Origin of the sequence: Amphritea atlantica (assembly GCF_900111095.1) — a bacterium.
GTDB lineage: Bacteria > Pseudomonadota > Gammaproteobacteria > Pseudomonadales > Balneatricaceae > Amphritea > Amphritea atlantica.
Genome location: NZ_FOGB01000016.1, coordinates 1 through 18,726 on the forward strand (window position 1 = coordinate 1; position 18,726 = coordinate 18,726).

Annotated in this window: 16 protein-coding genes and 1 pseudogene; 2 read left to right on the forward strand and 15 right to left on the reverse strand. The window is 44.2% G+C overall.

Features of this window, described 5'->3' with window-relative positions; genetic code table 11:
* Positions 1-52 precede the first annotated feature (52 nt).
* From BMY09_RS18770 to BMY09_RS22375, 11 genes and pseudogenes are all read right to left on the reverse strand, one after another.
* Positions 53-1,846 carry a polysaccharide biosynthesis protein gene (locus BMY09_RS18770; protein WP_175483595.1) on the reverse strand — a complete coding sequence of 598 codons (1,794 nt, stop codon included), beginning with the start codon at positions 1,844-1,846 and terminating at the stop codon, positions 53-55.
* 157 nt (positions 1,847-2,003) lie between these two features.
* A complete protein-coding gene (locus BMY09_RS18775) occupies positions 2,004-2,552 on the reverse strand; it encodes a sugar transferase (RefSeq protein ID WP_091361314.1) in 549 nt (182 codons plus the stop codon).
* Positions 2,549-3,481, reverse strand: coding sequence for a UDP-glucose 4-epimerase family protein (locus BMY09_RS18780; protein ID WP_091361317.1), 933 nt, complete (start codon positions 3,479-3,481; stop codon positions 2,549-2,551). Before BMY09_RS18780 ends, BMY09_RS18775 begins: the two co-directional genes overlap by 4 nt.
* On the reverse strand, positions 3,478-4,692 hold the full coding sequence (locus BMY09_RS18785; RefSeq protein ID WP_091361320.1) for a glycosyltransferase family 4 protein: 1,215 nt from the start codon (positions 4,690-4,692) through the stop codon (positions 3,478-3,480). Before BMY09_RS18785 ends, BMY09_RS18780 begins: the two co-directional genes overlap by 4 nt.
* Before the next feature lie 2 nt (positions 4,693-4,694).
* Positions 4,695-5,852 carry a non-hydrolyzing UDP-N-acetylglucosamine 2-epimerase gene (gene wecB, locus BMY09_RS18790; RefSeq protein WP_175483596.1) on the reverse strand — a complete coding sequence of 386 codons (1,158 nt, stop codon included), beginning with the start codon at positions 5,850-5,852 and terminating at the stop codon, positions 4,695-4,697.
* Positions 5,827-6,699, reverse strand: coding sequence for a dTDP-4-dehydrorhamnose reductase family protein (locus tag BMY09_RS18795; RefSeq protein ID WP_091361324.1), 873 nt, complete (start codon positions 6,697-6,699; stop codon positions 5,827-5,829). Before BMY09_RS18795 ends, wecB begins: the two co-directional genes overlap by 26 nt.
* Complete coding sequence (locus BMY09_RS18800) at positions 6,692-7,723, reverse strand: polysaccharide biosynthesis protein (protein WP_091361326.1); 1,032 nt, start codon at positions 7,721-7,723, stop codon at positions 6,692-6,694. The genes BMY09_RS18795 and BMY09_RS18800 overlap by 8 nt, the downstream gene beginning before the upstream one ends.
* An 86-nt stretch (positions 7,724-7,809) precedes the next feature.
* Entirely contained in the window at positions 7,810-8,916 is a 1,107-nt protein-coding gene (locus BMY09_RS18805) for a glycosyltransferase family protein (protein ID WP_091361330.1), read from the reverse strand.
* Entirely contained in the window at positions 8,906-10,375 is a 1,470-nt protein-coding gene (locus BMY09_RS18810; protein WP_091361332.1) for a hypothetical protein, read from the reverse strand. Before BMY09_RS18810 ends, BMY09_RS18805 begins: the two co-directional genes overlap by 11 nt.
* Positions 10,376-10,563: 188 nt before the next feature.
* On the reverse strand, positions 10,564-11,316 hold the full coding sequence (locus BMY09_RS18815; protein WP_175483597.1) for a glycosyltransferase: 753 nt from the start codon (positions 11,314-11,316) through the stop codon (positions 10,564-10,566).
* Positions 11,317-11,591: 275 nt separating this feature from the next.
* A pseudogene (locus tag BMY09_RS22375) lies at positions 11,592-12,220 on the reverse strand (IS1595 family transposase); the annotation flags it as partial.
* 257 nt (positions 12,221-12,477) lie between these two features.
* Between BMY09_RS22375 and mnmC the strand changes: the two are divergent.
* Both mnmC and BMY09_RS18830 read left to right on the forward strand, forming a co-directional pair.
* Positions 12,478-14,469: a bifunctional tRNA (5-methylaminomethyl-2-thiouridine)(34)-methyltransferase MnmC2/FAD-dependent 5-carboxymethylaminomethyl-2-thiouridine(34) oxidoreductase MnmC1 gene (gene mnmC / locus BMY09_RS18825; protein WP_091361338.1), complete on the forward strand. Its 1,992-nt coding sequence runs from the start codon at positions 12,478-12,480 to the stop codon at positions 14,467-14,469.
* Between the two features lie 35 nt (positions 14,470-14,504).
* Positions 14,505-15,164 (forward strand): CBS domain-containing protein, encoded by a 660-nt coding sequence (locus tag BMY09_RS18830; protein ID WP_091361341.1) that lies wholly within the window; start codon positions 14,505-14,507, stop codon positions 15,162-15,164.
* A gap of 7 nt (positions 15,165-15,171) precedes the next feature.
* On the opposite strand, the gene BMY09_RS18835 is transcribed toward BMY09_RS18830, so the two are convergent.
* From BMY09_RS18835 to ligA, 4 genes are read right to left on the reverse strand one after another with little or no spacing between them, the layout of a single operon-like run.
* Positions 15,172-15,849, reverse strand: a complete 678-nt coding sequence (locus BMY09_RS18835) for a DUF4126 domain-containing protein (protein WP_091361343.1) — start codon at positions 15,847-15,849, stop codon at positions 15,172-15,174.
* Between the two features lie 17 nt (positions 15,850-15,866).
* Complete coding sequence (locus tag BMY09_RS18840; protein ID WP_091361346.1) at positions 15,867-16,079, reverse strand: YheU family protein; 213 nt, start codon at positions 16,077-16,079, stop codon at positions 15,867-15,869.
* Between the two features lie 3 nt (positions 16,080-16,082).
* Positions 16,083-16,670 carry a transglycosylase SLT domain-containing protein gene (locus BMY09_RS18845; RefSeq protein WP_091361349.1) on the reverse strand — a complete coding sequence of 196 codons (588 nt, stop codon included), beginning with the start codon at positions 16,668-16,670 and terminating at the stop codon, positions 16,083-16,085.
* A gap of 13 nt (positions 16,671-16,683) precedes the next feature.
* Positions 16,684-18,714 (reverse strand): NAD-dependent DNA ligase LigA, encoded by a 2,031-nt coding sequence (ligA, locus tag BMY09_RS18850; RefSeq protein WP_091361351.1) that lies wholly within the window; start codon positions 18,712-18,714, stop codon positions 16,684-16,686.
* Positions 18,715-18,726 lie beyond the last annotated feature (12 nt).

Here is an 18,726-nt window from a genome sequence, read left to right on the forward strand (position 1 = left end):
TCACAAGCCAAAAAACTAAAAATCGTCCGCTGCCAGATAACTGTATTTTATATTACAGGACCTGAGCAGATCCTTTACTGTACATTGGGTCTTTTATCCCGTGCAGAGGGTGATACCCATTGACCGATTCCAGCAGCAGTGAACGAATTGCCTCATAGTCGAAGCTGTCTAAAGCAAGCTGCATCTGAGCTATAACCGGCACTAAATCACCCCATTCAATCATCAGCTCTTCCGCCTGCATAATCATAGGATGAGCAGTCTGTTTGACATTATCCCCAATCAGAAGCTCCTCATAAAGCTTCTCACCATCACGTAAACCTGTGTAAATTATCTCAATATCACCATCAGGATGATTTTCATCTTTAACGGACAATCCTGTCAGATTTATCATCTGCTTAGCCAGGCTTTTTATCTTTACCGCTTTTCCCATATCGAGCACAAAAACATCACCAGAGGCCCCCATTGATCCTGCCTGAATGACCAGTGAGGACGCCTCAGGTATGGTCATAAAATACCGTGTTATATCAGGATGCGTAACCGTAACCGGCCCTCCATGACTTATCTGTTGCCTGAACAACGGAATAACAGACCCCGATGAACCGAGCACGTTTCCAAAGCGAACCATAGCAAAGCGAACTCCACTCCCTTGCTCTCGCTTACTCAACGCCTGCAGTACCAGCTCAGCAAAACGCTTACTGGCCCCCATAACATTAGTCGGACGCACCGCCTTATCCGTGGAAATCAGTACAAAGTTTTTGACACCATTATCAATGGCGACCTCAGCTGTATTCAGGGTGCCAAAAAGATTATTTCGCACACCTGCAACAACGTTAGACTCGACCAGTGGCACATGTTTATACGCTGCAGCATGATAGATAGTATCAACATGATATTGACGGATGACTCTTTGCAGAAGAACTCTGTCAAGGACAGAACCCAGAACCGGAACCACATCGACCAGACCATCAGTAAGCTTGCTCAACTCTTGCTCGATCGTATAAAGCGCGTACTCTGACTGCTCGTACAATATAACGGAGGAAGGCCGCTGATTGACTATCTGACGACATAGCTCAGAGCCTATAGAGCCCCCGGCACCGGTAACCATTACACTCTGATTAAGAATACAAGCGGCAAGCAAATCCTGATTGGGTAAAACCTCCTCACGACCAAGCAGATCAGCGATATCGACTTCACGCACATCGTTTATTGTAACTTTGCCACCGGCTATATCGGAAAGCGCAGGCAGGGTGAGAACTCTTAACTGAAAATCACTGAGAGAATCGACAATAGTTTTACGCCGATACCTAGAGACTGAGGGAATAGCCAGCAATACAGCATTGATATCATAACGCTCTACAAGACCTCCAATATCCGATGGGCTATAAACCCTGATACCATTGATATCCATACCCCTTAACGAGCTGTCATCATCTATATAGGCAACTGCAACGAACTCACTTGAATGATGCAAGGCAGTCGCCAGTTGCCGCCCTGCCGTTCCTGCCCCATAAATAAGAACTCTTTCTGAATCTTTTTGTGCACTATGATCACCGCCGGGAAACTGGTACAGAATAACCCATCGGGCCATCATCCGGCTGCCACCAATCACCAGCACTGCCACCAACCAGAATATGAAAATAACAGAACGGGGGGTATTCAGTTCAAGCGCCATCAGATAAACCGCGACCCACCAGACAAGCACGGCAAGCGATACCGCTTTGATCACTGTCCACTGAGCGCGGTAGCCAATATAACGGATGATTGCCCTGTACAGCCCGAGCTTGATGAATATAGGTATGGCGATGACTGGCGCGATCAGATAGGCGGGCCAGTGAACAAAACCCATTGCTGTCCAGTCCCCATATCGGAGAGCATAACTCAGCCAACAACATAGCGGCAGGACTAACAGATCAAAAACAACAAAGATTACTTTCTTCGACTGCCGGGATGAATTAAGAATGAAGTGAAGCAAGCAGTAGTCCTTCTAAAATTGCATTGGCTCTTCAGTGAATCCGGTCACCGGCGCCCTTTCCCAAGGCTGTAGCTACTATATAGTGAAAATAGGATTTTAACGACATTGTCTTGATCATTTTCTCATCCGTCTCTGCAAGCAGTTCCGGAGTCGACATATCTATCTCACTGATCTGGGCAAGCCCGGTAATACCTGGACGCACATTAAAAACATTTCGTTTAGAACGCGCATCTGTTAACTCAGTCTGATTGAAAAGACCTGGTCGTGGCCCTACCAGACTCATCTCACCCTTTAGTACATTCCATAACTGCGGAAGCTCATCAAGTTTTGTTTTGCGAAGAAAATGCCCGAACCGTGTGATCGAACTGGCACTTGCCAGATGAGTAGCAACAGAAGCGGTATCTAAGGACATTGTTCTGAATTTAAGAAGAGTAAAAGGCTTTTGATACCGCCCAACCCTCGTCTGACAAAAAATAGGGGAACCTGTGTCAAAAAGGCCTATTATAGTTAGCAAAAGCAGCACAGGGAAACCCAGTACCAAACCCGCGAACGCAAAACATAAATCTAAAAAACGAATCAACGGTTATTCTCCGCTTCAAAACAACGCTTCAATCCCTCTTCAACCGAAAGAGGAGGCTCCCACCCAAGAAGATCGCGGGCTTTAGAGATATCAACCTGAAGAGAATCCAACAAGCGATCAGCCAACGCCTTTTTTCCTATGAGCGTAGCACTCAGACGTAAAAAGCTTTCAGGAAAAGGGATTAGTCGGCTGGGTTTCCCCATCGCCCTGGCAATCCCTCTCAATAAATCAGAAGTGGACAGATCCTCTCCATCCCCTGCAAGAAAAACCTGATTGGCAGCAGCGGGATGATCTATGCATGTTACGACCAAATCAATCAGATTATCTATACTTATAAGGGTGCGTTTATTAAAAACAGCCCCCAAGGGCAATGGCACACCTTTTTTAACCAAATTAATCATGCTGGCAAAGTTACCTTTAACACCAGGTCCATAAACAAGTGGAGGCCGTATAATTATAACCTCCATGCCCGATGATACAGCTAAGTCCTGCAGCCCAAGCTCAGATTCCAATTTAGAGATCGCATAAGAATCTTCAGGTCGAGGAATATCATCAGCAGTAAAAGGGTGCCCTAAGAAGGTCTGCTCACCATTGACTTTTATCGTACTAATAAAGATGAAACGCTTTACTCCAGAATCTGCTGCTTGGCGAGCAAGATTAAGCGTTCCACTAACATTGACTGCACGAAACTCATTCAAAGACTCTGAAGGCTTATGAACCATACTATGAACTAGGGCAGCTGTATGAATTAACACATCACACTTTTCAAATACATTGCCATAATCAACGGTATCTTCCAGTTGAAAATTATAATGTTTATTGCCACTTTTTATTTTTGATCTCCCTATAGATATAACTTCATAGCCTGTAAACCCTTTCATCAAAGCAGCACCAATAAAACCTGTACCACCTGTTACCGCTATCTTCAAAGGAAACGCCCCATTGATACATCTTCTAATATTTTACCTACGGCAGTAGAAACGGCAAAAACATCAATCATCAACTGTCTAGACTTAATACCCATTTCCTCTCGCTTCTCCGAATCAGAAAGAATGGCTATAGCGTTTGAATAAAAACAATCATCATCTCCGTTAATACTAACTAATCCAGCACCAGAATCATTTATTAAATCAATAACGTCATTTCCCGGGTTTACGCTACCAATAATAGGTAACCCTTCAACCATATAACCTAGTAGCTTTCCTGGAAAGTTATGAGCCCGATGATTACAAGAAAGTGAAAACAAGCCCACATCTACTTGCGTTAAGATCGATATATATTGTTCTTGGGAAACCGAAGGGAGTAAAGTAACATTATCCAGCGTCCACGCTTGACAGCGATCTTGAACCAACTGATACTCATCACCCTGACCTACCAATAAAAAATGCGCTCTAGGAAAACTCCGCATTCTACGAGCTAAACGCATAATATTCTCCATATCCTGAGCATGACCTATATTTCCCCCGTAGAAAAAAATTATTTTCCCATCTAGGAGGAAGCTTTCTATCACCTGTTTTCCATATCCAAAATCTGTGACTCTCTCTGGATCAGTCCAATTATAAAGAACTGTCAGCTTTCTAGTTTCAATATTACAAATAGAAGAAAAAACCACCTCATTTGCTGGAGACTGAAGAGCAATTCGATCGGACACTAAATAATTTTTTCTCTCAAAAAACCGGAAGAACATAGCTGCCAATGACTTCTCTTTAATAATTCCCTCATCAATTATCCACTGAGGAAAAAAATCTCTTAATACTAAATATACAAAAGCTCCCTTAGACTTAAAATAACGAGCAAGTCCACAAAAAAATATTGTCGGGGAATAATTAATGCACAAATCAAAGCCCGTGTCTTTCCCGCCATTTCTAATTGCTCTTATCGCCCGAAACGATATTAACGTTTCATTAATTGCTCTTTTTAAGTAACCACAACCTCTTATTTTTCCAGCTCTAAAAAACCAAACTTCCACTCCTTCAATATGCTCAACGCATAGTAAGCAGGATTGATCAGGCATTCCCGGGGTCACAACGACAACCTGATGCCCCAGCTTATAGAATTCAACACCAAGTTCATGCAACATTTTTGCATGAACTCTTGTACTTTCAGGCAAATAATCGTCAGAAAGGATTACAATCCTCATATTTAAACTTTCTTCCAAACCAGACGATTCACATAATCAGTATAGCTTTGAATAACCCGGAGAACTTTATCGGAGACATTAGGTGAAGAATAATCAGAGACTAAACTTATAGATCGGCTATCTCCCCGTGTTTGATCTTCAAGAATTCTTATTGCCTGCAATATTCTATCCGTATTCATTCCAGTGAACATTACGGCTCCTTCTTCCATACCCTCCGGACGTTCATGGGCATCACGAAGATTTATTGCTGGGAAATTCATGATAGATGACTCTTCTGTAATTGTACCGCTATCGCTGAGCACAATTTTCGCACTCATTTGTAACTGAATATAATCACTAAACCCAAGAGGCTTTTGTAACTGTATAAGAGGATGAAAAATCAAATGCTCCTGTTCAATTTTTTTACGCATTCGAGGATGCGTAGATACTATAATTGGGAGCGCATAAGTCTCCGCCAACGTATCAAGCGTTTTTACGAATTTATTAATATTGCATTCTGAATCAATATTTTCTTCACGATGAACACTCACAACAAAATATTTCTCAGCCTCGAGATCCATTCTAAGCAACACATCAGAACTCATTATTTTATCGATATAATAATTGAGGACCTCCTCCATAGGACTTCCTGTTTTCACTATCATATCTGGAGGAACACCTTCTTTAAGAAGATATTCCCGTGCGATATTACTGTAAGGCATATTAATATCAGAAATGTGATCGACTATCTTTCTATTAATCTCTTCAGGTACACGAAGATCAAAGCAACGGTTACCTGCTTCCATATGAAAGATCGGAATTTTTCTTCGCTTAGCCGGGATTGCAGCCATGGAGCTATTTGTATCCCCCAAAATCAATACGGCTTCAGGTTTATAATAATCGTATACTGAATCAACCTTAGAAATCACTTCCGCAATTGTATTTGCAGCATTCTTTCCAGCACATTCCAGAAACATATCAGGTGCACGAATCCCCAAGTCTTCAAAAAATATCTGATTTAGTTCATAGTCATAATTTTGACCCGTATGAACCAAAATATGCTCACAATAACGGTCTAACTTCGAGACAACTCTCGATAGTCGAATTATTTCTGGCCGAGTTCCAACAATTGTCATTACCCGCAGCCGAGTCTCATCACTCAAAGTTTTCGATGTATTCATCATGCATCTTCTTAATTAAATATTCCCAGGAAGGAGAAATAAATCCTGTTTTAGATTTCAAGTTATCAGAATTGAGGCTTCGATCAATTTTAAAGTCCGCATATTCTTCGATTTTATTTATAACTGAATAACGATCTTTTATTAGAGATAAAAGAGTAAACTTATCTATCGGATCTGAACTGAGATGATATAGACCATATAATTGTTTATCAATGACGTGCTTTTCAATGAACTCTGCGATACAGACTGTAGGTAACCCAGAAAATATCGCATTTGCGTAACCTCTGACTGGTTTTTTTTGACTCAAAAACCAATCAACAAGACTTATATTACTCGCTATTTCATGTCCAATTATAGACGTTCTGAGAGTCAAATGTCCTCCATAATCGACTTCCCCCAATAACTTCGAGCGCCCATACAGATCGCACGCATCGGGCAAATCACCTTCCTTATAGTTACCCTTTTTACCGGAGAATACACAGTCAGTTGAAAAGTGTATAAGATGTCCCCTCACTTCATCACATATAGCTGCTAGTTTATGAGGAAGCAAACTATTAATTTCAATTGATGGGACTGGCGCTTTTGACTGGTCAAGTTGTTTAATCACCCCAATACAATTCAGCAAGTAGTTTGGTCTATAATCCAAAATTACTTCTCTAATCTTATTGAAGTTTGAAACATCTAACCCAGTAAGAACATTGGTGAACCCTTGCTCTTCTAGTTGATCTGAAGCTCTTTTGTCTCTGACACTACCTAAAACGTCGTAGTCTTTACATTTACTAAAATACCGCAACATGCTACCGCCCAGCATCCCATTAGCACCGAGCACTAAGATTTTATTAGTCATCAAGAGCTACCTTGTCCCCTGTCACAATACATCGGATATAATCAAGTTTTAGAAGTAACTCCTTCATTTCCTCAACATTTAACCGATATGTGTTATGAGAATTGTAATCGGCCACTGATGATAACTCTCTGGACCCCTCATCAAAGTACTTCTCATAATTCAGATCACGATTATCCGCGGGGATCCTGTAATAAGCCTCATGATCATCAGCTATGAGCATCTCCTCTTGACTACAAAGCGCCTCATATAATTTTTCACCATGCCGGGTGCCTATTATATTTATTGGATGACTCGACCTACCTATTAACTCTAGAAGAGCTAGGGTTAGAGTCTCAATAGTCGCCGCAGGTGCCTTCTGAACAAAAATATCGCCATTCTGGCCATTTTCAAATGCATAAAGAACCAAATCAACAGCATCATCCAAGGTCATCATAAACCGGGTCATATTGGGATCTGTTATGGATATCGCTTTACCATTGAGCACCTGGTCAATAAACAGAGGTATGACAGAACCTCGAGAGGCCATGACATTACCATATCTGGTGGCACAAATAGTTGTCCCTTTAGGTACATTTCGGGACTTAGCAACAATAACTTTCTCCATCATTGCCTTAGATATTCCCATAGCATTAATTGGATAAACTGCTTTATCAGTACTTAGACAAACAACTCTTTCAATACTACAATTAATAGCCGATTCTAAAACGTTTTCTGTACCAAGCACATTGGTTTTTACCGCTTCAAGGGGATAAAATTCACAGGATGGCACCTGTTTCAGAGCCGCTGCATGGAAAACATAATCAACGCCTCGCATTGCTGAAAGAATACTTTGATAGTCCCGAACATCACCGATATAAAATTTTAATTTGCTTGAATGGTAGCGTTTGCGCATATCATCTTGTTTTTTCTCGTCCCGAGAAAAAATTCTGATCTCACCAATATCAGTTTCAAGGAACCTGCGTAGGACTGCATTCCCGAATGACCCTGTACCGCCGGTTATCAACAACACCTTATTTTTAAACATTGCAGATCCCAATCCTCTCTAAATCTACATTTATCTCATTTAATGCAATGCCATCAAACCGTCTCTCCATAAATAAAGACAATACACTACATGAATTTTCTAAAGTCATTACCTAATTCCTTTTTTAGAATAGCCCGATATTCTAATTCTACATTTTTTTTCATAGCATAAAAATATTCTTTAGATGCACTAGGATCTGCACGCAAGACAGGCGTTTTACCATCGAAAGTTTCAAGACTTCCATATTCTAAATGCACACAAATATCAGCACTACACATCTCATCAACAAGTTCATTTTTAAACCATACAATCGGTTTAAATTCCAAGCCACTTAACTCGACAAGCGCATAACTGAAAGACTCAAACTGAGATGTAATAAAAGGCAAACGGTTAGGTAATGTTTTCAGGATCTTCGAAATCTGAGAATGATCTAAAGATTCATATAAATACACTTTTGGCCCACTAACCTGTTGCAAAAGATTGGCTAACTGTTTCACACGTTCCAGTTCTTTATGACATTCAGGAACAAAAAACAAATGAATAGACTTCACATTATCAAACCAAGATCGTCCATTTTTTTTTTGGAGCTGCTCAAATAAAGCATCAAGAAAATCACCCACTCCTTTATTTGGAACCATCCTCGCCACATTAATTATGTTCACACCCTCCCCAGGCACGTAAGCCGAATTATCTGCCAGCATCATATTAGGCCCAATAATATCATCAACTCTATAACCAACAATTTCTCCTAGAACTTTCTTTGCAAAAAAAAGTTCTTCTTCATTACTAGCCAACACAGATATTCTTTTCAACTTCGAATTTAAAAAACTGCATTTACTAATAATTTTTATAATTACTTTCTTCTTCCTTTCAGATATCTTTAACGCACCTTCTTTCAATTCACCATGAGGTAATAATACTAGATTAATACGGACAGGCAATAACATCAGCATTACCACATATGGAGAAAAAAATGAATGCACGATAAAGCATCGATATCGATAAAATATCACATCACGAATAGCGAAAACAAACTGTTTATTCCTCCCAATAGAGGACAAATCTAAAAAGTCACTATCACAGGAATTAATTATTCCAGAAGCCTTAAAAAGGCTAACCCCCCGAGCAACCCCTCCTCCTTGAACGGCATTATCACCAACGGCAGAAACCCATCGAACACGATCACAACTCATGCAAGTCTGCTCCTTGAGCTACTAAGCGCAAAATAAACTCATCATCATGAGAAATAACAACCACTACTTTTTCTTTAGCCAACTCTACGATCCGGTTCAGCATTCGTTGTTTTAGAAATGGATCCAATCCTACACTCGGCTCATCAAAAACAAAGTAACTTGATTTTTTATCACACACAGCAGTAAATTGTAAAAATTTAACCTGCCCTCCTGAAAGTTCTGACAAATTATTAGCAGGAATTCCTGCATCGATAACACTATCAATTACACTCTCTATTTCTGTAACACCCACGAGATTAAGATAATCATGTAAAGATGCACTCTCAACAAATCCTGACTGATCCAAATACGCTACTGACGAATTCTCTGAAATTTCCGGCAACCACTTTTTAACAGCACTTGTTTTTCCCACTCCTGAAGGGCCTTTAACTATATAAATCCCGGGAAGTTCGATGGCTTCCAAAATATTTAAAACCACTTCACTCTCAAATGATTTTCTCCTTGACACTTTCATTTCAAAAAGCTTTTCTGAAACATCACGCACACCCACACTATTTATACGAATTGTTTCTAAATATGCAGAAATACGTGAAATAGAGGGAATCACACGAAGCACCATTCCAGCAAGCACAGCAATTTCACTATCCTTTATATCAAAATCGATACTTATTACACTGATTGCAGCTACTAGTAATAAAATTCCATCCACAAGCGCTTTAGTATAAAAAGGCAGTACTACCTGCGTACCTAACGCAGATGAAAAACCTTTAGAAACCTCAGAGAAACGATTACAAAACCAAGCCCCCCCACTATTAATCGTTACTGAAAACCCACTATTTATAAGTAGTTCTACATATTCGAGACGTTTTTTCTCATTACAACTTCGCTCGCCCCCTACTGCCAACCCCTTTTTCCTTAAAGCCAACATTACAATAAACAACGAAACCAGCAAGAAGAAAGCTATAACAAGAGTAAAAAATCCAAATAAGTAGAATGCATAACAAAATACAATAAAAACCAACACACCCTCAGCTAGAGAAAATGATAGCGGAATCACAAGCCCAAAGAATAAATTATTCATCTCTGAATTTAATACTTTCCTAATCCTTGTCAAGTCAATAGCTCTATTCTCATGCTGTGATTTAAGCACCACCCTCACGAAATCATCACCTAGGCTAGTATATATTTCCGACAAAGAACGCGAGAATAAACACTGTGAAAAGCTAACTACCAGCATACGAAACACAACAATTAACGCCAATAAAAAAACAACAATAACTTTTTTATCCAACCCGATATCATATTGAAGAAAACTTAAACCTGGCATTTCTTTTTCTTCACCAAAAAAATATAAAAATATAAAAGAAACCGAAACATAGAAAAAAAGATCCACGAGCACAAGAAAAAAAGGAACAATAAAATACACCCCCTTAGATATTTTAACTATTTGCTTATACATCCACCCCTCCAAAAAGCATCATCCAATCACATTCACAAAACAGATAAAAAAACAAACAACTAAAAAAAACTCACTACATTCAAATAAAATAGATTGTAAATCATATTCAACACATACGATAAACAATAAATTCAGGAGAACATAACCATAAGAATCTTACCAGCTTACAAATAATATTATTCTTACTATTAAAACAACAAAGACTTTAAAATTCTAATCAAATCAAGAGTATTCCGTGGATCAAAAAAATCAGAAATACTAAGGTAATTTTTCAACAGCACTTTATACTCTCTTTTAGAAATAGCTGGTTGAGTTCTAGTATCTTGATTTCCATGTTGGCGCGATAGAACTGTCGGTACTGGAATAGCAACAAAGTCCTGTCTTTGAAGCAAACGAAGCCACAGATCATAGTCCTGGGTGTGCAGAAGCTCTTTCTCGAAGCCTCCATAATATTTTAATGAAGCGATTGGGGCCGATAGGCAATTACCATTCAGGAAACGACGACTGAGTAAACGAAATCTCTGTCGACTTGTAAGGTTCACTATTGAGTTGATGTAAGATAGAAAGCCGGTATCGTTATTCAACAGATAAAAATCTGACACAGTGACCACATCCGGAGAGTGTGCTCGCAAGGCTCTATCCGCTTCAAGACGATTTGGGAGGTATATATCATCATGACTTAGCCAGGTAAAAATTTCACGGGTTGCATTCTCTATTCCAAGATTAAGTGCAGTAGCGACCCCACCATTCTCTTTCGAAAGATACTTGATATCTATCTCACTCTTATGACGCTTAACAATATCCTCTACACCTCCATCAGTTGACCCATCTTCTACTACTATTATTTCATCGTACTGACCAGCAGCCCCGATAGCCGATAGCAAAGCTTCTTCAAAGTAATCTCTGCCGTTATAAACCGGCATAATAATGGAATAATGCATAAAACCTCTCTGCCTCATATAATACTCACAAAATTTATTAGGCTAATGTTACATTATCTAACAGGCAAAAAAAAATTAAAATCAAGCAAAGAAAAATAATAACTAATGTTTATTGCACATGCGACTACAATTTTACTATCTTAACATAATATTTTCCTTACTCTTATTCCCAGCAGTCTAACTACAGCCTCGGAAAATAGCTGTCTAATAAAGTGAAAAATCTGCGGTAAATAAATTTTTTTATATTTATTCTCTTACTTGATTATGCATAATGCTCAGCCAGCGTCAGGTGTTGGTATGGCAACTGTACGACCAAGCTGGGGCAGTATCACAGGAAGGTCAGAGTGATGATTAAAACGAAAACGGTACTCAGCCAGATGCCTCAGCAAGTGTCTTGTTCCTATTGAATGGTAACCAACTCGAAGTTAATTTTTAACGTTACCAGTCTTCGTGTTATCCCAGTTGAACGCTTTGTAATCCCGTAACTCCACAAAAAAGCCCAGATGTTCACCTTCAGCTTCTTTTACCGGCTTGAAACAAGCCGGTCCATCTGACAGGATTATGCGGTCATTTTTCAGATGTTGTTTCGCCCAGTCACCGAATGAGCGTGTTTTAAATACATCCAAAACACCCATCCTCATCCGAATGGGTAGCCCTTATTCGTTTAGAGCTAGGGCGGCAACGAAAAGAATCTTTCCGGCGTCCCCTCCCTCGCTTACCGCCATAACGGCGACCATCCTAATACACATCATCAAGTTGGATGAATCGGGTGCCGGTCATCGTCCCCTTTCATCGCTTGCAGTAACTTATGCTTCATCATCCAGGCTGTGACATAGTTAACATCCAGCTGACGTTTCAATGCCATTGCCGTGAGGCACGCTTTAGTCTGATTTTCAACATACAGGTTTTCAAGCCTATTCAGTCATCATCAGCCGTAATAAATAACATTCGCAAACATTAATATCAGTAAACTTTCTAGAGTTTAACCGATAAAACCAGCGCCCCCTGTAACCAATATCTTCATTCACTCATTCCTTTCATATTCATACAAAAGTCTCTGATTGAGCAGACTATTCATAAACTTAAGCGAGGGTTAGACAGATTCTATACAATTGTCCGCTTAGCGCGGTACTACTGTCTAATGTTATGACTTAAATACTTATGAAAAAACCATACACAACTGCCAATCTGGACTGGTCTTCTGAAGCACCTTTATCCACAAGGTTTGATGACATCTACTTCTCCACTGAAAACGGTCTCGCTGAAACCAACCACGTTTTCCTCGAGAACAACCAACTTCCCGAACGCTTCAGAGAGGCAGACTCATTCACCATCGCCGAAACGGGCTTTGGTACCGGGCTCAACTTTCTGGCGGCATGGCGGCTGTTCAATAAGACTGCTCCGCCATCCGCACGCTTGCATTTTGTCACTGTGGAAAAGTATCCACTGACGCTGGATGATCTGACCCAGGCCCTCGCGTTATGGCCTGAGCTTAACACACTCTCAGATAAACTCATTGCACAATACCCATCACTAGTCCCCGGTTTTCATCGTCTCTGTTTTGACAACGGCCGGGTCACTCTGACGCTGATGCTGGGCGAAGCCATCGAATGTTACCGCCAGTTAGAGGCAAACGTTGATGCCTGGTTCCTGGATGGTTTCGCGCCTGCCAAGAATCCCGATATGTGGTGTCCGGCGCTGTTTCAACAGGTCGCCCGACTCAGCTCTGCGGGTTCAACATTTTCGACGTTTACCTGTGCAGGTATTGTAAAGCGAGGTCTGAGAGATGTTGGGTTCCAGATCAGGAAAGTACCCGGTTTTGGCAGGAAAAGAGAGATGCTCACCGGGACTTTTACAGATGCAGATCAGCAAACACCGCCTTCTTTGAACCATTCTGGTGTCTCTCCCACCTGGTTCGGGTTACCAGATAAACACAGTGGCGATAAAACAGCACTCATTATCGGCGCCGGTGTAGCAGGCTGTTCGACTGCCTGGTCTCTGGCGCAGCGCGGCTGGAAAGTGACACTGGTGGACAGAAACAGTGCGATCGCGACGGAAGGCTCGGGTAATCGTCAGGGGGCGCTCTATGCCAAGTTACCGGTTGATCCGATACCCGCCAGCCGTTTTCACCTTTCCGGCTTTCTCTACAGCGGTCATCTGCTCCGACAACATCTCACTGATCGCTCAGATATCTGGTCACCCTGCGGTCTGTTGCAACTGGCAGCCAATGATAAAGAACTGACTAAACAGCATAAGCTGGCGGAGTCCGGTAACTATCCCGATGATGTGGTTCGCTTTGTCGGTCAGGCTGAGGCGTCAGCGATTGCTGGCACGACGGTGAATAATAGCGGCTTGTTTTTCCCTGCGGCTGGATGGGTTACGCCCCCACGACTCTGTCAGTGGTTAACTGAACACCCCGCTATCACAGTCATCACTGATACAAAGATTACCCGGCTGGAACGTGAAGCCAGCCAGTGGCGCGCCCATACAGACGATAATCAGACACTTACCGCTGATGTGGTGGTCGTCGCCTCCGCAGCCGATAGCATGCAGTTTGAACAGCTGAACCACCTGCCACTGCAGAAGATCAGGGGGCAGGTCTCGCTTACCGACGCAAACATTAATGCGCCGCAACTGAAAACCGTTCTCTGTAGCGAGGGCTATATCTCCCCAGCCAAGCAGGGTGCTTTCTGCTTTGGTGCCACCTTTGATCTTAAGGATGATGCCACCGAGATCCGTGAGTCTGGCCACCAGCATAACCTTGATAAGGTGTGCGACATGGCACCTGAACTTGGCAAGCGCCTGTCTCAGTACCATACTGAAAACGGACTACAAGGCCGTGTTGGATTCCGTTGTGCATCGCCCGATAAGCTGCCTGTCATTGGTCCGGTGGCGGTGTATCAGTCTTTTCTCAATGATTATGCCCGACTGCGTCATGATGCCACTACGGTCATTGATACTCAGCCGCAGCACTATCCCGGCTTATTCGCAAACCTGGCGCATGGATCTAAAGGGCTGATCAGTGGTCCAATAAGTGGAGAGATTATCGCGTCTATGCTTGAAAACGAGCCCCTACCACTGGAAAAGGAGTTAATAGATAAGCTGAGCCCTGCTCGATTTATCATCAAGAATCTGATCAGGCGGGCGATATAATCTCTATCGTTCATTCAGAGTAGCGCGCAACAGTTATGGCATTGGTAATTTACGATCAGGGTTATCGTATCCAGACACCGGTTAAATCAATATTTACCCCCCGCGGGGTAGAGCAACTGGCCGCGTCTCCCCATACCGCAGAGGCGGGGGTCGAAAAAGATCATGAGAAGGATCATGTGGACCAGATTCAGCACCATGAATATGGGCCACCAGCCAAAGGCAACGCTCGTAAAGCCGCCACGCTTTATACTCAGACCGGCGGCAGCGCTCAGGAACAGCCCCGTTCCTATATTCCCGCATCGCTGATTATGTCGCACCCGGTTCAGGCAGTGTTACAGGGCAGCAAGATTCAGTCAGCCCTGTATAAGATGAAACAGTTTGATATCAGCCATCTGTTGGTTCTCTCAGGGGCCGGCAGACTCATGGGAACCGTGACAGAAAAGCTACTGCTGCAGTACCTGAGTTATCAGGGAGCCCAGTCACATACCATTGAAGACACCATTGAGCAGTGCTACACCCGACAGGTTATTACAGCAACGCCCGATACCAATATCCGCCAACTGGCGGTCAGCTGCGTGGAACACCAGCTAAGTTGCATACCCATCGTTCAGGAGAATGGTAATCTGGTGGGAATCATCACTCGCACGGATCTGCTGCAATCACTGATTAATAATGAATGGCTGGACAGCCGCTAAGCCAGCCTTAGTTTTTATATCTGCCATTCTGATGGGGCAGAGCGTTGCTGTTATCCTCCGGGAAGCGGATATCATCCTCCCGGGAACCAAACAGCCCGGCCAGAAAGGCAAATAGCTTTTTAACACCCCGCCAGATTTTTGGCAGCAACCAGACCACCAGTGCGATAAACAGCACCAGACCGATCAGAAATGCCACCGGATAGTTGAGTGCTGTCCACAACCCGCCAAATACTGCCAGATCTTCAGTGATCGATGCGGTCCAGTTCGTCACCGGTTCCGGTGATGTATTAATCATCACCCGCCCCCCAGCTTTCAGGGCGTGACTGGTGGCCGAGAGTGAACCACCGACAAGTGCGGCAGCCAGTATAACCGCTTCATTCATATCACCCACGGCGCCAGCCGCCAGTGCCGCACCCGCGGGGATTCGGATAAAGGTATGCAGAGTATCCCAACCGGTATCGACGCCGGGGACTTTATCGGCAAAAAACTCTACGCAATACATAAACCCGGCAGCCATCAACACCATGGGATCAGCAACAATCTCCAGCCCTGCAGGCAGTTGCAGATTGCCGGTATTGGCCATCAGCCCCAGCATCAGAATGGTCGCATAGAGATTAATACCGCTGGCCCAGCCAACCCCCATGGTCAGCGCAATCAGCGCTGTAATCTGTTCCAACTGATCCATAATGACACCCCGGCCTACTACAAACTATTACGGGCAACTATATTGCACTGTCCTGTACTCTGGCTGAACAGTACAACCGCTTCCCCCTGTCTCAGTTTAGCTCTAACCTGCTCTATGCGCGTCTCGGTGGTTGTTTCCTTAAAGCCATAGTCCGTACCGTCACGGGTGACAAACTCCTTTATAAGGTTTGTCAGTGTGTCTGGCTGAAGCTGTTCCCAGGGGATAATCATCGGTCACCAGGGCCAGCGAAAGAAGCTGTCTGCTCTTTCCCGGATGCGGGGACAACTTTTCAGGTCTTGCCGGTATTGTTCCGACCGCCGATCAACCGCTTCTGCCTGAGCCTGCAACACCGGATCGGGATGATATTCGATCCGGTATAACCCGCCATGGCCTATTCTCGACGCGATGTACAGTTTGCCGGCCTGATTCATATTCAGATCGTTACGCCGGCTGGCCATCTGAGCGTGCCAGCCAAGGAAATCCAGCGCAGTGGTGATATCAGCAACCGTACCAGACCAGTTTTCACTGGCCAGACGATACTCTTCCCAATCGGAAGAGACCGGCGCAATATACTCACTGGCCTCCGTGCCAACCGGCATATTCAGCTCCGCCAATGCGATATGCAGCGGTAAACCCCAGCGACTTTCAGTCGATACCGCTGCATCAAGCCAGTCATTATTCTCATACAACCCGAGACAAAATGGATTTTCCGGTTTTACAAAGCGTTCCGGTACCACCTGAGCCATCTGACTACAGCCCTGCAGCACAAAAGCGCTCAGCAAGTACAGCGGTATTGATCTGTAAAACGTCGAACTGTGCATCTGTCAGATATCCTTAGCCGTTATATTTCGCCAGCAAAGCCAATAGCTCTGATTCATCCATTACGGGAATATTCAACTCTTCCGCTTTCTGTAGTTTAGACCCTGCCCCCGGCCCTGCCACCACACAATCGGTATTCTTAGATACGCTGCCTGCCACTTTCGCGCCCAGTGCCAGCAACTGTTTTTTCGCCTCTGAACGGGGCATCTGTTCCAGCGTTCCGGTCAACACCCAGGTCTGCCCCGCTAAAGGCTGAGCTTTCTGGTCCACCTCGACATCCAGCCAGTGAACACCGGCATCACGAAGAGCCTGAATCACTTCACGGTTATGCACCTGATGGAAAAAGCTGACGATATATTGTGCCACCACAGGGCCAATATCCGGAGTGGCCTGCAACATCTCTTCGGTGGCCGCCATCACCGCCTCCAGAGAACCAAAGTGAATCGCCAGTGTTCTTGCCGTGGCTTCACCCACCTCGCGGATCCCCAGGGCGTAGATAAAGTTAGCCAGCTCGGTTGCCTTGCTTTTCTCAATACTTTGCAACAGCTTGGTGGCTGACTTATCGCCCATCCGCTCCATACTGGCCAGCTGCAGATGGTGGAGCCGATACAGATCCGCCGGACTATGCACCAGCTCTTTCTCTACCAGAGCGTCGATCAGCTTCTCACCCAGGCCATCGATATCCATCGCTTTACGGGATACATAGTGCTTCAGCGCCTCTTTACGCTGGGCAGCACAGCTCAGGCCACCGGAACAGCGTGCAACCGCTTCCGTTTCAACCCGGACAATCTCTGCATTGCACACCGGACAGCACTCTGGCAAGCTGACAGGCTGAGTCTGTTCTGGACGACGCTCCGTGACGACGGATACCACCTGGGGAATAACATCACCGGCACGGCGGATAATCACACTGTCCCCTGCCCGGACATCGAGCCGCTTCACCTCATCCATATTGTGCAGCGTGGCATTACTTACCGTTACGCCACCGACAAACACTGGCTCAAGTCGCGCTACCGGTGTTATCGCTCCGGTTCGCCCCACCTGAAACTCCACTGCTTTGACCCGGGTAATCTCTTCCTGCGCCGGAAACTTATGTGCAATGGCCCAGCGCGGCGCCCGGGACACAAAACCCAACTGTTGTTGCAACGCTATATCATTGACCTTAAAGACAATGCCGTCGATCTCATAGGCCAGTTGATTACGTTTCGCTGACAGCTTGTCAAAATACTCAAGGCACCCCTCTGCCCCTTCAACAACGGCCATCTCTGCATTAATTTTCAGTCCCCAGGTAGCCAGTTTGCGCAAAATTGCTGCATGGCTATCAGGCAGCTCTCCCCCGCTGACAACCCCCACAGAGTAGCAGCACATCTCCAGAGACCGCTGGGCGGTAATTTTAGGATCGAGCTGTCGCAGACTACCAGCCGCCGCATTACGGGGATTAACAAAAGGTTTATCACCCCGTTTAAGGGCCTGCTCGTTAACCTTTTCGAAGCCTTTACGGGGCATATAGATCTCACCGCGGACTTCCAGCCGCTGCGGATAATCATCCCTCATCAGCCGTAGCGGGATCGAATTGATGGTGCGCACATTCAGGGTGATATCCTCTCCGGTAGTGCCATCGCCCCGGGTGGCGCCTCTGACCAGAACGCCATTCTCATATAGCAGGCTAACCGCGATACCATCCAGTTTAGGCTCACAGGCAAACTCGATTTCAACCGCCTCACCCAGCCTGAGCCGGTCTCGCACCCGCTTTTCAAAACTGCGCATATCATCAGCAGAAAATGCATTATCCAGCGATAGCATCGGCATCTCATGGCGTACCTGGGTAAAGGCGGCCAGGGGTTCAGCACCGACGCGCTGGGTCGGAGATTCCGGGGTTACCAGCTCGGGATATTCCTGTTCCAGTTTTTTCAGCTGCTGAAACAAACGATCATATTCAGCATCCGGTACCTGAGGATCATCAAGCACATAGTACTGGTAGTTATAGTGACGCAGTTGATCGCGCAACTGCTCAAGCAGTTGCGTAATGGAGATATCAGGTTTCATTGGCAAGTATCT

What these genes read in the sequence shown, in the direction of transcription:
- BMY09_RS18770 (WP_175483595.1), bottom strand. Translation starts at nt 1,846, where the DNA reads ATGGGTTTTGTTCACTGGCCCGCCTATCTGATCGCGCCAGTCATCGCC.
- BMY09_RS18785 (WP_091361320.1), bottom strand. Translation starts at nt 4,692, where the DNA reads ATGAGGATTGTAATCCTTTCTGACGATTATTTGCCTGAAAGTACAAGA.
- wecB (WP_175483596.1), bottom strand. Translation starts at nt 5,852, where the DNA reads ATGAATACATCGAAAACTTTGAGTGATGAGACTCGGCTGCGGGTAATG.
- BMY09_RS18795 (WP_091361324.1), bottom strand. Translation starts at nt 6,699, where the DNA reads ATGACTAATAAAATCTTAGTGCTCGGTGCTAATGGGATGCTGGGCGGT.
- BMY09_RS18800 (WP_091361326.1), bottom strand. Translation starts at nt 7,723, where the DNA reads ATGTTTAAAAATAAGGTGTTGTTGATAACCGGCGGTACAGGGTCATTC.
- BMY09_RS18805 (WP_091361330.1), bottom strand. Translation starts at nt 8,916, where the DNA reads ATGAGTTGTGATCGTGTTCGATGGGTTTCTGCCGTTGGTGATAATGCC.
- BMY09_RS18810 (WP_091361332.1), bottom strand. Translation starts at nt 10,375, where the DNA reads ATGTATAAGCAAATAGTTAAAATATCTAAGGGGGTGTATTTTATTGTT.
- BMY09_RS18815 (WP_175483597.1), bottom strand. Translation starts at nt 11,316, where the DNA reads ATGCATTATTCCATTATTATGCCGGTTTATAACGGCAGAGATTACTTT.
- mnmC (WP_091361338.1), top strand. Translation starts at nt 12,478, where the DNA reads ATGAAAAAACCATACACAACTGCCAATCTGGACTGGTCTTCTGAAGCA.
- BMY09_RS18830 (WP_091361341.1), top strand. Translation starts at nt 14,505, where the DNA reads ATGGCATTGGTAATTTACGATCAGGGTTATCGTATCCAGACACCGGTT.
- BMY09_RS18835 (WP_091361343.1), bottom strand. Translation starts at nt 15,849, where the DNA reads ATGGATCAGTTGGAACAGATTACAGCGCTGATTGCGCTGACCATGGGG.
- BMY09_RS18840 (WP_091361346.1), bottom strand. Translation starts at nt 16,079, where the DNA reads ATGATTATCCCCTGGGAACAGCTTCAGCCAGACACACTGACAAACCTT.
- BMY09_RS18845 (WP_091361349.1), bottom strand. Translation starts at nt 16,670, where the DNA reads ATGCACAGTTCGACGTTTTACAGATCAATACCGCTGTACTTGCTGAGC.
- ligA (WP_091361351.1), bottom strand. Translation starts at nt 18,714, where the DNA reads ATGAAACCTGATATCTCCATTACGCAACTGCTTGAGCAGTTGCGCGAT.